This is a genomic window from Erwinia sp. GW821-FHT03D09 (genome assembly GCF_059420805.1).
In genome coordinates this window covers 59,805-73,490 of record NZ_JBWKUK010000010.1, presented here as the reverse complement: position 1 = coordinate 73,490, position 13,686 = coordinate 59,805, and the positions used below count along the sequence as shown (strand labels likewise).

Sequence of the window (13,686 nt, the reverse complement as noted above, 5' to 3'; positions counted from 1 at the left end):
ATGTCATCAATTCTCAACAAACCCGAAACGAAGCGCGGAATTAGGAGTGAAGCCCTTTACCCTCTTCCGGCTGACTTTTATTTTAAGCAATCCGTGCTATTACTGCTCAGCGCGATGTTTCTGATTTGGCTGTCGCGCAGTGAAAGCTGGGACATGGCCATTAGCCAGATGTGGTACGACCCGTTGACTCAGCGGTTTCCATGGAAAGATAACGTCTGGCTGGATGTGATTAACCACCGCCTGTTAAAAGACCTGGTCATCGGCGGCGGTGTACTGCTGCTGATTGCCGGGATCGTACGCCGCCAGTGGCGATGGGTACTGGTGGCACTGCTGATGGGTATCGGACCGCTGGTGGTTGGCGTGCTGAAAAGCAGCAGCGCGCACTCCTGTCCGTGGGACCTGGTGCAGTTTGGTGGCCATGCCGTCTCTTATCCGCTATTTGGTGCTATTCCCGAAAATAGCGGACCGGGGCGCTGCTTCCCGGGGGGGCATGCCTCCAGCGGATTCAGTGCGATGGCGCTGTTTTTCCTGTTCTGGCCCTGTCGCCCGCGCCTCGCCTGGTGCTGCTGGTGGGCGGCGCTGACGCTGGGGACGGTTATGGGCTTTGGTCAGATTATGCGTGGCGCACACTTCATGTCCCACAACCTCTGGGCCGCATGGTGGGTATGGCTGACGCAGTGTGTAATTTTCGGATGCGTAACGCATCTGCTTAAAATGAAGAGGAAATAAATACAATGATGGAAGAGATTAACCGCTCGCTGTTTCTCTGGATTAACGCCAACGGCGACTCGCCGGGATGGGTGATCGCACTGGCAACGTTCATCGCCCGTGACGTGATTGCCATTGTCCCGCTGATGATCGTCGTGCTGTGGCTGTGGGGGCCGCACAGCCAGCTGACCTCGCAGCGCGTGCTGGTGGTGAAAACCATCGTGGCGCTACTCTATGCGCTGGCGATATCCTGGTGCCTCGGTCATCTTTTTCCGCATCCTCGCCCCTTCGCAATCGGACTTGGCCACCAGTACCTTGCTCACGCCCCTGATGATTCCTATCCCAGCGACCACGGTACAGTGATCTTTACCTTTGCGCTGGCGTTTATTGCCTGGCATCGCATCTGGTCAGGCGCCGTGCTGCTGGCTACCGGCGCCGCCATCGCCTGGTCACGCATCTATCTTGGCGTGCACTGGCCGATGGATATGCTGGGCGGACTGCTGGTCGGTGTGTTGTCATGCCTGTTTGCACAACTTTTCTGGCTGATGTTCGGTAGCCGCTTGTTACCACTGCTCTCTGCTCTTTATCGAACGGTATTTGCTTTTCCAATCAGCAAAGGCTGGGTGTGCCACTAATTATTTATTGGGCCGGAATCCTCCGGCCCGCAACGCCAGGCTAAAACACTTCCCCCTTCCGCTTTTCTTATTGCGCAATAAACCCGAATTAAATGCTGCCTGCTCACTGCCGTTGCGCAGTTGATTAAACCAACAACACTCCAATCCATAAATTTAAAATAACTCATTGTTTTTAATGAAATATAAAATCAACCGCTAACAAAAAACAGCCAACAAGACTACTATTTAACCATTTAAAAAACCTTAAATTCAGTTTAAACACCTATTAATAAAGCAGTTACCTGGTAGATAACCCCTACAAAACCACTATCAACAGATGTTCACACCAAAAAAGGTAATGGAATTGTGACTACGATCACCGGTAATAGATCATCCAGTGCTTTCATCTATTTTTTCTGATGGTAGAGTGTGCGCCATAAAAATCAGAGTGATTAATTAAATCCGTTATCGGTAATTAAAAACTGCTGTGCGGATGTTAAGCGATTTAATTAATTGTTTTTAAACACTGGAGAAAGTGATGGACTCATCCCAAACAGCGGTGCTCAATCCCGTAGCCCCTCAGGATGCCAGTACGTGGCGTAAAACCGACACTATGTGGATGCTGGGACTGTACGGTACGGCCATTGGTGCAGGCGTGCTGTTCCTGCCGATTAACGCCGGTATTGGTGGGCTGATCCCACTGATTATTATGGCGCTGCTGGCCTTTCCAATGACGTACTTTGCCCACCGCGGACTGTGTCGCTTCGTGCTCTCCGGAAGCAAACCGGATGGTGATATTACCGAAGTCGTGGAAGAGCATTTCGGTGTAGGTGCCGGTAAGCTGATCACTCTGCTCTATTTCTTCGCCATCTATCCTATCCTGCTGGTTTACAGCGTAGCGATTACCAATACCGTTGAAAGCTTCATGACCCACCAGCTGCAAATGCAGGCACCGCCGCGTGCACTGCTGTCGCTGATCCTGATCGTCGGTCTGATGACCATCGTGCGTTTTGGTAAAGACATTATCGTCAGAACCATGAGTATGCTGGTTTATCCGTTTGTTCTGGTGCTGATGGCGCTGGCGCTGTATCTGATCCCACACTGGAACAGCTCAATTTTCGACAACGTCAGCCTGAGCGGTAGCGGCAGCGGTCTGATGATGACGCTGTGGCTGGCGATCCCGGTGATGGTCTTCTCCTTCAACCACTCGCCGATTATTTCTGCCTTTGCCGTCGCCAAGCGCGGTGAATACGGAGACATGGCCGAGAATAAATGCTCACGCATTCTGGCCCGCAGCCACATTATGATGGTGATTACGGTGATGTTCTTTGTGTTCAGCTGCGTGCTGAGTCTGTCACCGGAAAATCTGGCGGAAGCCAAGGCGCAGAACATCTCCATTCTGTCCTATCTGGCGAACCACTTCAGCACCCCGCTGATGGCGTGGCTGGCCCCGATGATTGCCATCGTGGCGATCACCAAGTCTTTCCTCGGCCACTATCTTGGCGCCCGTGAAGGCTTCAACGGTGCGGTTAATAAGATGCTGCGCAGCCGCGGTAAAACCATTGCCGAAAATAAACTGAACCGCTTTACCGCGCTGTTTATGCTGGTCACGACCTGGATTGTTGCCACACTGAACCCGAGCATCCTCGGTCTGATCGAAAGCCTGGGCGGCCCGATTATCGCCGTGCTGCTGTTCCTGATGCCGATGTACGCCATTAACAAAGTTCCGGCGATGCGCAAGTACAGCGGCAAGCTGAGCAACGTGTTTGTGGTGCTGGTAGGGCTGGTGGCGATTTCCGCCGTGGTTTACGATTTAATCTGATTTTTCTCAGCGGGCGGACCGGCCGGTCCGCCCCTGCTTCCTGAGTACAAGCAATAAACAATTAGCGTTAGCTGAATAGCCCGGTGATTTTCATCACGATAAAGTCCCAGATACGACCAAAGAATCCTGCCTCTTTTACTTCATCCAATACCACCAGCGGGCGCTGATCGATGGATTTGCCATCCAGCTGGAAATCAATGGTGCCAACCACCTGGTTTTTTGCCAGCGGCGCAGTGAGCGGCGGCTGAGTCAGCGTAAAGCTGGCTTTCAGATTCTTCATCTGCCCCTTCGGCACGGTTATCGCCGCATCCTCAGCAACGCCAAGATTGACCTCGCTGCGCTCGCCGTACCAGACGCGCTGCGTGGTAAATGGTTTACCGGCCTTAATCGGAGTCACCGTTTCATAAAAGCGGAAACCCCAAGTCAGCAGCTTCTCACTTTCCCGCATACGAATCGCATCGGTTGCCGTCCCCAGCACCACGGAAATCAGCCGCTGATCGCCGTCAACCGCCGACGCCACCAGGTTATTTCCCGCGCCGGAAGTATGGCCGGTCTTGATACCATCCACCTGTAAATTGGTGCTCCACAGCAGGCGGTTACGGTTGTACTGGCGGATTTTATTGAAAGTAAACTCTTTCTCTTTGTGTATCGCGTACTCATCGGGTACATCGCGGATTAGCGCCTGGCCAATCAGCGCCATATCGCGAGCGGTGCTGTACTGCCCGTCAGAATCCAGCCCGTGGACGGTCTTAAAATGGGTATTCTGTAAACCCAGCGCCTTCACGTAGTTGTTCATCAGGCTAACGAAAGAATCCTGACTGCCCGCAACATAGTCCGCCAGGGCGATACTGGCGTCATTGCCGGACTGAATGATAATGCCCTTGTTCAGCTCTGAAACCGGGATGCGATCACCCGGTTTCAGGAACATCAGCGATGAACCCTGCAGTACTGGGTTGCCGGTCGCCCAGGCATCCTTACCCACGGTGACCATATCATCTTTGTTAATCTTGCCGGATTTCAGCGCCTGACCAATTACATAGCTGGCCATCATTTTGGTCAGGCTGGCCGGATCGAGGCGATCGTCCGCGTTGTATTCTGTCAACACTTTACCGCTGTTGTAATCCATCAGTATCCACGCTTTGGCATCGATCTGAGGCGCTGCGGGAGCCTGTTCAGCGTAGGCAGCTGGCAGTGTGAATAACACCGTTGTGGCAGTGACCAGCGTAATAACGCTGGCAGAAAGGAGTTTTTTCTTCATGGCGTGACCAGATATCCATTTGAAAGACGTGTAATCGAAGCGCAATCGGGCACCTAACCCCCTACACTAAGACGTTACATCACTTAAAAGAACCTTCGAACCGTAAAGTTTCTTAGAGTTTATTAGATAAATCTTGACCTTGCCTGTCATGATGGGGAAATAATCGCCAACCCCGACACGTTTACACCAGGACTAATTCTGAATTATGGTTAAACAGTTAAGCCTGTCACAATAATTCGCTACTCTGGATTCAGTCTGCTGAGGAGTAGTGACCATGGATCTCGCACTGTTTGACCTGGACGAAACCATTATTTGTGAAGACAGCACAGGATTATGGCTACACTGGCTGGTTTCCCAGGGCTTCGCCCCTTCCGCGATCCTGCAGCAGGAGCAGGCGCTGATGGATCGGTACTATCAGGGTACCCTTTCAATGGAAGAATATATGGATACCACGCTTGCACCGCTTACGGGCCTGGCAACCTCGACGGTTAGCGGCTGGATACGTCGATTTATCCAGCGTGACATTATGCCGAGAGTTTATCCGGCGGCGCGTGAGCGTATTCGCTGGCACCAGCAGCGCGGCGATACGGTGATGGTGATTTCCGCCAGCGGCGAGCATCTGGTGGCACCTATTGCGCAACGCCTGGGTGCCGATTGCGCGCTGGCCATCGGCGTCGAGGTGATCGACAGCCGCTACAGCGGCAAAATCTTCGGCCCGCTCACCTATAAAGAAGGCAAGGTGGAGTGCGTTAATCGCTGGCTGTCGCAGAGCAGTGCCCGTCAGTTTGAGAAATCCTGGGCCTACAGCGACTCAATAAACGATCTGCCGATGCTGGAAAATGCCGATCGCCCACACGTGGTGAATCCTGCCGATGCACTCCTCGCCCTGGCGCAGCAGCGCGGCTGGGAAGTGTGTAACTGGGTACGCTAGATGCTGTACTTCAGGGAGCCAGCCCCACCCGCAGCAGCTTGCCGTTAGATTCATCGGTGAGCAGATACAGCCAGCCGTCCGGCCCCACGCGGACATCGCGAATTCGCTCGCCGCGATCCTCAAGCAGGCGCTGCTGATCGACTACCCGATCGCCGTTCAGGCTCAGACGGATCAAATTCTTTTCCTTCAGCGCGCCGATAAACAGCGAGTTTTTCCACTGCGGGAAACGGGCGCTGTTATAAAACGCCATACCGCTGATGGCGGGGGAAACCTTCCAGTACCAGATCGGCTGCAGCGTTCCCTCAACCTCGCCGCCTTTTGAGCCGGGAACTTTCGCACCGCTGTAATCGATACCCCAGGTCGCCAGCGGCCAGCCGTAGTTGGCCCCTTTACGTAAAATATTCACTTCATCACCGCCGCGCGGACCGTGTTCGCTCTCCCACATCTGCCGGGTCCAGGGATTTAATGCCAGCCCCTGCGGGTTACGCATTCCCCAAGTCCAGATTTCCGGGCGGGCCCCCGCTTTACCCACCAGGGGATTATCCGGCGGTATTGAACCATCCGCCTTCAGCCGTACGATTTTTCCCTGTAGCGCATTCAGATCCTGGGCTTTTTCAGCCTGGAAATTATCCCCGAAAGCGATAAAAAGATCGCCACTGCTGTCGAAGGCCATACGGGTACCCAGATTAGCCCCGCCGGAAAGGCCCGGCTGCTGGCGGATGACTTCGCGGAAGTCGCTGAGCTGCTGATAATCCTCGCTAAGCCGACCATAGCCGATCGCTGCCCCACCGCGACCATCAGGCTCTCCCCGCGTATAGCTTAGCCAGACGCGGCGGCTTTCGGCAAAGTCAGGGGCCAGTACCACGTCAAGCAAGCCTCCCTGACTGCGGGTCCAGACCTCTGGTACACCTTTAAGCGGCGCAGAAAGCCCTTTGCCCGCCTGCCAGCGCCTGAGCTCGCCGGATCGCTCGCTGATTAACATCCCCCGATCATCAGGCAAAAAAGCCAGTGCCCAGGGATGGTTAAGGCCATCCTGCAACTCTTCAACCGTAACGTTTTCCGCCATCGCCGCCGGGCTGAACAGCAGTGCAAGCAGGCTAACTGCGGCCAGAGGTTTGAACATTGTTTTCTCTCCGTAACGGGATGTATCAGATAACCGTAGCGAATCGGGGCTAAAGCGGTGGGCTTTTTACAAAACCTTAATGAGGCATGGGAAGCGCTGTGGAATTGTCGTATGGGGTGCAGCCTCAGCTGCTGCTCCAGCTCGAGGAACAGCGCGCTGTTCTGCGTACGGTGGCCGGAAGCTGCCATTGTACTGGCAACGACCGCCGCAACCGGCACCACTTCATAGAACTTCATATCCTGATTTTCAGCACTCACTGGGGTAATGGCGGTTTTCAAAATCAGCGTTCCCGGCTCTGGCTTACTGACCAGCGGCTTATGCCGTGCTGCCGCCTGCAGCTGTTGGGTATCAACATAGCCGCGCACCCGATCGAGCGTCTGCTGGCTGATGCGTTCCGTAGGCCGGGCTGCGGGATAGTAAACCACCGGCGTAGAGTAGATGCCTGTGTAATCCGCTGACTTAAAAGTGGGTGAAATCTAGCGCAGAGTCTGATGACCGCTCGGAGAACTGGTCGGCTTTAGCTGCGAGTCATCGGATAGAAATCCTGAAAATTGCGTCGGCTCAGCCACTTTAGAGGAACAGCCCGCCAGCATTAAACTCAGCATGACCAGCCCGGCAGACCACTTCAAATGCATCGTTATCACGGAGAAGTTCCGCTGGATAATGTGAACCGCACGGTGCGCGTTGGGTAATGTCAACCGGATGGTTTAAGCGCGCAGCTGCCGCTGCGCGCTCAAAGTGCTGTCAGTGCTTCAGTTTCGGGTCCAGCGCATCGCGCAGACCATCTCCCAGCAGATTGAAGGCCAGCACCGTCAGGAAAATGGCCAGGCTGGGAAAGATCGCCACGTGCGGCGCCATGACCATATCCGCCTGTGCCGCATTGAGCATCGCCCCCCACTCCGGCGTTGGCGGCTGAGCACCCAGCCCCAGAAACGACAGGCTGGCGGCAGAGATAATTGAGGTGCCGATACGCATCGTGGAATACACAACGATGGAAGAAAGCGTTCCCGGCAGAATATGGCGCAGAATAATCACCCAGTCCGGCGCACCGATGCTGCGAGCGGATTCAATATAGGTCAGGTGCTTCAATACCAGAGTATTACCACGTACCAGACGGGCAAAGGCAGGGATGCTGAAAATCGCTACCGCGAGGATCACGTTGGACATGCCGTTACCGAGTACCGCCACCACCGCTATCGCCAGCAGGATACCGGGAAAGGCGAACAGCACGTCGCAGATGCGCATAATAATCCGGTCCCACCAGCCTTCGTAATAGCCGGCCAGCAAACCCAGCAGCGTGCCGATAGCGGCCCCCACCGCCACCGAAAAGACCCCGGCGACCAGCGACAAACGCGCACCGAGCAGTACGCGACTGAAGATATCGCGGCCCAGCGCGTCCACACCAAACCAGTGCAGCATTGATGGCCCTTCATTAAGCCGGTCGTAGTCAAAATAATTTTCTGCATCGAACGGTGCCAGCAAGGGGGCAAACGCAGCCACTACCACCAGCAGCACGATAAATATGGCCGCCGCCATCGCCAGATGCTGCCGACGAAAACGTCGCCAGAACTCACGCCACGGGGTACGCACACGATCGGGGCTGATTGTCGGCAGCGCGGATAGCGCAGCTTTGCGTCGCCAGTTAAGCATCGACCATCCTTATTTGTACCGAATTGCCGGATTGATCGCTGCGTAAAGCATATCGACCATCAAATTAATCAGAATAAATTCCAGTGAAAACAGCAGCACTTCCGCCTGAATCACCGGGTAATCGCGCATCTCAACGGAATCAACGAGCAGCCGACCCAGTCCTGGCCAGTTGAACACCACTTCCACCACGATCGACCCGCCGAGCAGGAAACCAAACTGCAGCCCCATCATGGTGACCACCGGAATCATCGCATTGCGCAGGCCGTGCTTGACCACTACCATTGGTTCACGCACGCCTTTGGCCCGCGCGGTACGCATATAGTCTTCCTGCATCACTTCAACAAACGATGCGCGGGTAAAGCGGGCCATTACTGCCGCCACGGCGGCGCCAAGAGTAATTGAGGGTAAAATATAGTGCTGCCAGCTGTCGGCCCCAACGGTCGGCAACCAGCCCAGCTCAACGGAAAAAACCTGCATCAGCAGGATACCCAGGGCAAAAGCCGGGAAGGAAATGCCGGATACCGCCAGCGTCATTCCCAGACGGTCCGGCCAGCGGTTGCGCCACACGGCGGAAACAATCCCAATCGCCATGCCGAAAACAACCGACCACGCCATGCTGCTCAGCGTCAGCCAGAAGGTGGGCATAAAGCGCAGCGCAATCTCTTCTGAAACCGGGCGTTTTGACACCATCGACAGGCCAAAATCGCCCTGCAACGCATTGATGATATAGCGCCAGAACTGCTGCGGCAGCGGCAAATCCAGCCCCAGCTGTTCGCGTACCATCGCCACCACTTCGGCATCCGCTTCGCGTCCGGCAATCAATCGCGCCGGGTCTCCCGGTAAAAGATGAACAAACAGAAACACCAGCACCGCCACAATCAGCAGCGTCGGGATCAGGCCCAGCAGGCGTTTAATAAAATAGTTAAGCATCGATGTTCCTACGCCCCCTTAACAGGGGGCGTTTTTGCTGTAGGGTGTTACTTCAGGTCAGCGTCGTCGAAGCTGAACGAGGTATCCGGCATCACGTAGAAACCGGTCAGGTTTTTGGTGTTGGCGGAAACCAGCTTCTCTACCACCAGCGGCACCCACGGCTGATCTTTCCAGATGCGATCCTGGGCATCTTTATACAGGGCAGATTTCTTCTCACTGTCGGTAGTGTTCAGCGCATCGGTCAGATCTTTATCAACCTGCGGGTTGCTGTAGAACGCGGTATTAAAGATGGTTGGCGGCCAGGACTGGGTGGCAAACAGCGGTGTCAGCGCCCAGTTTGCTTCACCGGTCGATGCCGACCAGCCGGTATAAAACATCCGAACGCCGCTCTCTTTCTGCCCTTTATCTTCAACCTGCGCGGCACGCTGGCCGGCATCCATCGCCGTCAGCTGCACCTTGATGCCCACCTGCGCCAGCTGCTGCTGGGTAAACTGCAGCACCTTCTGTGCGGTGCTGTGGTTATGGGAGGACCACAGCGTGGTGCTGAAGCCGTCAGGATAGCCCGCCTCTTTCAGCAGCTCGCGCGCTTTCGCCGGGTTATACTCCGGCGCCAGGTAGCTTTGCGCGTACTGAATGGACGGCGGAACGATACCGGTTGCCGGAGTGGCATAACCGGCGAAGGCCACTTTCACCAGCGCATCACGATTAATCGCGTAGTTAATCGCCTCGCGCACTTTCGGATTATCAAACGGCTTCTGGGTCACGTTAAGGCTGATGTAGCGCTGCATAATCGACGGCGAGGTGACCAGATCGAGCTTACTGTTTTTTTCCAGCAGTTTGGCCTGCTCAAAGGGGATCGGGAAAGCAAAGTTCGCCTCACCGGTTCGCAACATCGCTGAACGGGTGTTGTTATCGACAACCGGACGCCAGGTAATCGAATCCAGCTTCGGATAGCCCGGCTTCCAGTAGCCATCAAACTTCTTCACCTTAACGAAATCGGTCTGATTCCAGGTAACAAACTCATACGGGCCCGTTCCCACCGGGTGGAAGCCAATATCCTTGCCGTATTTTTTCAGCGCCTCCGGGGAAATCATCGCCGCGACCGGGCTGGCAAGGGTATTGATAAAGGCCGAGAACGGCTGAGACAGAGTAATCTTCACCGTAGTCGGGTCGATAACTTCAGTGCCGGACACCACTTTAAACAGGTTAAAGCGCTTGAGGTGATTGTCAGGATTGCTGGCGCGATCGAGGTTGGCCTTCACCGCCGCCGCGTTGAACTCCGTACCGTCCTGGAACTTCACGCCGCTGCGCAGCTTGATGGTGTAGTTAAGACCATCGGGACTGACCTGATAGCTCTCGGCCAGCACGTTCTGCAGCTTCATGTCCTTATCAAACCCAAACAGGCCCTGATAGAAGGATTTCGCCACCGCCTGCGACAGCGTATCGTTTGCATCATACGGGTCGAGGGTGGTGAAGTTAGAAGCTACGGCAATAGTGACATCTTTCGCCGCCCAGGCGGGCAGCGCGGCAAAACTGCCCAGCAGCCCGGCGGTTAACAACAGCTTACGCGTTTTCAGAACCATCATCTCAATCTCCTGTCTCTTATTTTCATGATCAAATAATCAGGCGCGGTTAATCGCATGTCGGGCAACATAATGTCCGGCACTGACCTCAACCAGCGGGGCCACCCGCGGTTCATCGCCAAGGGTACGGATGGGGCTGGGAATTTCATCAACAAGCAGCGCTCGCTCGCGGCGGTGATGGCCGGGCTGTGCGACCGGTACGGCCGCCATCAGCTTGCGGGTATACGGATGCTGCGGATGTTCAAAGACGGCCTGCCGCGGGCCGATCTCTACGATCTGCCCCAGATACATCACCGCCACCCGGTGGCTGATGCGCTCAACCACCGCCATATCATGGGAAATAAACAGAAACGCAATGCCGTAGTCGCGCTGGAGATCAAGCATCAGGTTAATAATCTGTGCCTGAATCGACACGTCCAGCGCGGACACCGATTCATCGGCAATCACCACCTTGGGATTCAGCGCCAGCGCCCGGGCAATGCAGATACGCTGCCGCTGGCCACCGGAAAATTCGTGTGGATAGCGCCGCGCATGTTCCGGCAGCATCCCGACCCGCTCCAGCAGGCTGGCCACTCGCTGCTCAGCCTCCTGCCTGCGGGCGAGGCCGTGGACCAGCAGCGGCTCCATAATCGAGTAGCCCACCGTCAGACGCGGATCGAGAGAGGCGTAGGGGTCCTGAAAAATAAACTGAATATCGCGGCGCAGATGCGACAGCGCGCTGCCTTTGAGCAAATCGATGCGCTTACCGTCAAAGGTAATCGAGCCGCCCTGGCTCTCAACCAGCCGCAGCAGCGACCGACCGGTGGTGGATTTGCCACAGCCGGATTCACCGACCAGCGCCAGCGTTTCGCCGTAATGAAGATCGAAGCTGACTTTTTCCACCGCATGAACCCGTCGGGTGACGCGGTTAAAGATACCGCTGCGAATATCAAAACGGGTCACCAGATCGCGAACCTGTAGCAGTGGCGGGCCGTTTTTGCGCACGGTATCCTGCGGCAGTTCCTCCGCGGGATTTTCTTCACTCACCAGGGGAAACTTCTGTGGAAAGGGTCGGCCGGTCATGGCGCCGAGTTTTGGCACCGCCGCCAGCAGCGCACGGGTATAGGGCTCTTTCGGTGCGGAGAACAGCGTTTCCACCTCGCCGGTTTCCACTACGTTGCCGCGACGCATAACCTGCACCCGATCGGCCATTTCCGCCACCACGCCCATATCGTGCGTGATAAAAATCACCCCCATCTGCATCTCTTTCTGCAGTACGCGGATCAGCTGCAGGATCTGGGCCTGAATGGTCACGTCCAGCGCGGTGGTCGGTTCATCCGCAATCAGCAAAGCAGGGCGACAGGAGAGCGCCATGGCGATCATCACCCGCTGACGCATGCCGCCGGAAAGCTGGTGCGGATAGCGGGACATAATATTTTTAGCTTCCGGAATGCGGACCAGGTCCAGCATGCGCTGAGCTTCCACCAGCGCCTGCTGGTGATCTTTACCCTGATGCAGGCGAATAGACTCGGCGATTTGCTCCCCGACCGGAAACACCGGGTTAAGTGAAGTCATCGGTTCCTGAAATATCATCGCGATATCCGCCCCGCGGATTTCACGCAGTTTCCGGGGGGAGAGCGTCGCCAGATCGACCGGCTGCTGGTTGCGGCGGCGCAGAACAATGCTGCCGCTATCAATACTGCCGCCGCCCTGCTCTACCAGTCTCATCAGCGCCAGTGAGGTTACCGATTTACCGGAGCCGGATTCGCCGACAATCGCCAGCGTTTCGCCTTCGCGAACCGTTAACGAGAGATTATTTACCGCCTGAATGCGCCGACCTTCCTGCTGAAAACTGACGCTGAGGTCGCTGACCGTCAGCACCAGCTCGTTATGCTGGTGAAGCGCGCTCATCAATACTCCTCGCGAAAAATAGCCGCCACCGGCGCTTCGCCGACCACGCCGAAACCGCGATACATTCCCTCACTGTTAAACGGCAGTACCACATTTCCCTGGCGATCGATAGCGATCAGCCCACCGCTGCCGCCGAGCTGAGGGATTTTTTCCATAATGACCCGTTCGGTCGCCTGCTGTAGCGACAGGCCGCCGTAGTTCATCAGCGCGGCAACGTCATAGGCCGCAAGAGTACGAATAAAAACTTCGCCGGTACCGGTACAGGAAACCGCCACCGTATCGCTGGCATAGCAGCCCGCACCCGGCAGCGGAGAGTCACCCACCCGGCCAACCTGTTTATTGGTCATGCCGCCGGTGGAGGTGGCGGCCGCAAGATTTCCTGCGGAATCCAGTGCGACGGCACCGACAGTGCCCATTTTACGATCGGGGTCGAGCGGCTCGCCCGAACGGGCTCCATCGTGATCCAGCACCACTTTCTGCTGGTTCTGCGCACGTTCAAGCTGTTTGCGGCGCCCCGGCGTAGAGAAAAAGTCAGCGGCAACCATTTCCAGTCCCTGAGCGGCAGCAAACGATTCAGCACCGACGCCGGTAAACAGTACATGGGGGCTGTGCTCCAGCACCGCGCGCGCAGCCAGTACCGGATTGCGAATATGGGAAACACCCGCGACGGCACCAGCCTCAAGGGTCCGACCATCCATCACGCAGGCGTCAAGTTCATGAGTGGCCTGATGGGTAAATACCGATCCCACTCCGGCGTTAAACATCGGGCACTCTTCCAACAGACGGACCGCTTCGGTGACGGCATCCAGTGCAGAGCCACCGCCGGCCAGGATCGCCTGCGCACTGGCCACAATCTGCGTCAGCGCCTGACGATAGCGTTGCTCAGCTTTTGCATCCATACTGGTACGAGTTATCGTGCCTGCACCACCGTGGATGGCAATCGTCGCTCTGACCATGATTATTTATCCTGTCTGTTAAATCAGCATGAAAAACACCGGGTTAGCTGGTATTTTTTGAAAAAAATACCGTTTTGACTATAGGTAGCATCCCTGATGTTGTAAAGCGGAAAGTTTGCACCCTGATAATAACCAATGGTTCTAACTTAGCTGCGTTTCTTACTTTCGTACCTGCATTTTCAGCGTGCGTGACCCTGCTGTCGAATCGCGCCATAATACTG

At 55.8% G+C, this 13,686-nt stretch carries 11 protein-coding genes and 1 pseudogene; 4 read left to right on the top strand and 8 right to left on the bottom strand.

What is annotated here, in order from left to right; genetic code table 11:
* The 3 genes from AC07U6_RS11765 to AC07U6_RS11755 all read left to right on the top strand — a co-directional run bounded on the left by AC07U6_RS11765 (position 1) and on the right by AC07U6_RS11755 (position 3,144).
* Positions 1-729, top strand: coding sequence for a phosphatase PAP2 family protein (locus tag AC07U6_RS11765; protein ID WP_494762134.1), 729 nt, complete (start codon positions 1-3; stop codon positions 727-729).
* Between the two features lie 8 nt (positions 730-737).
* Positions 738-1,343: an undecaprenyl-diphosphate phosphatase gene (gene ybjG, locus AC07U6_RS11760; RefSeq protein ID WP_494764458.1), complete on the top strand. Its 606-nt coding sequence runs from the start codon at positions 738-740 to the stop codon at positions 1,341-1,343.
* A gap of 517 nt (positions 1,344-1,860) precedes the next feature.
* The gene (locus AC07U6_RS11755; protein ID WP_494762133.1) at positions 1,861-3,144 is read left to right on the top strand and encodes an HAAAP family serine/threonine permease; all 1,284 of its coding nucleotides are present in this window, start codon (positions 1,861-1,863) and stop codon (positions 3,142-3,144) included.
* A gap of 67 nt (positions 3,145-3,211) precedes the next feature.
* Here the strand turns inward: AC07U6_RS11755 and AC07U6_RS11750 are convergent, their stop codons facing one another.
* Complete coding sequence (locus tag AC07U6_RS11750) at positions 3,212-4,402, bottom strand: serine hydrolase (RefSeq protein ID WP_494762132.1); 1,191 nt, start codon at positions 4,400-4,402, stop codon at positions 3,212-3,214.
* Positions 4,403-4,676: 274 nt separating this feature from the next.
* Here AC07U6_RS11750 and AC07U6_RS11745 point away from each other — a divergent pair, with 274 nt between their 5' ends.
* Positions 4,677-5,333 (top strand): HAD family hydrolase, encoded by a 657-nt coding sequence (locus tag AC07U6_RS11745; RefSeq protein ID WP_494762131.1) that lies wholly within the window; start codon positions 4,677-4,679, stop codon positions 5,331-5,333.
* 10 nt (positions 5,334-5,343) lie between these two features.
* Here AC07U6_RS11745 and AC07U6_RS11740 read toward each other — a convergent pair whose 3' ends face one another.
* The 7 genes and pseudogenes from AC07U6_RS11740 to AC07U6_RS11710 all read right to left on the bottom strand — a co-directional run bounded on the left by AC07U6_RS11740 (position 5,344) and on the right by AC07U6_RS11710 (position 13,465).
* Complete coding sequence (locus AC07U6_RS11740) at positions 5,344-6,456, bottom strand: PQQ-dependent sugar dehydrogenase (protein ID WP_494762130.1); 1,113 nt, start codon at positions 6,454-6,456, stop codon at positions 5,344-5,346.
* Between the two features lie 134 nt (positions 6,457-6,590).
* Positions 6,591-7,091 (bottom strand): annotated as a pseudogene (locus tag AC07U6_RS11735) (DUF3313 domain-containing protein); the annotation flags it as partial.
* Between the two features lie 109 nt (positions 7,092-7,200).
* Positions 7,201-8,106, bottom strand: coding sequence for a glutathione ABC transporter permease GsiD (gene gsiD / locus AC07U6_RS11730; protein WP_494762129.1), 906 nt, complete (start codon positions 8,104-8,106; stop codon positions 7,201-7,203).
* 9 nt (positions 8,107-8,115) lie between these two features.
* Positions 8,116-9,036 (bottom strand): glutathione ABC transporter permease GsiC, encoded by a 921-nt coding sequence (gene gsiC, locus AC07U6_RS11725; RefSeq protein WP_494762128.1) that lies wholly within the window; start codon positions 9,034-9,036, stop codon positions 8,116-8,118.
* A 47-nt stretch (positions 9,037-9,083) separates the two neighbouring features.
* Entirely contained in the window at positions 9,084-10,622 is a 1,539-nt protein-coding gene (gsiB, locus tag AC07U6_RS11720; RefSeq protein ID WP_494762127.1) for a glutathione ABC transporter substrate-binding protein GsiB, read from the bottom strand.
* 36 nt (positions 10,623-10,658) lie between these two features.
* Positions 10,659-12,509: a glutathione ABC transporter ATP-binding protein GsiA gene (gsiA, locus tag AC07U6_RS11715; RefSeq protein ID WP_494762126.1), complete on the bottom strand. Its 1,851-nt coding sequence runs from the start codon at positions 12,507-12,509 to the stop codon at positions 10,659-10,661.
* On the bottom strand, positions 12,509-13,465 hold the full coding sequence (locus tag AC07U6_RS11710) for an isoaspartyl peptidase/L-asparaginase (protein ID WP_494762125.1): 957 nt from the start codon (positions 13,463-13,465) through the stop codon (positions 12,509-12,511). Before AC07U6_RS11710 ends, gsiA begins: the two co-directional genes overlap by 1 nt.
* Positions 13,466-13,686: the final 221 nt, after the last annotated feature.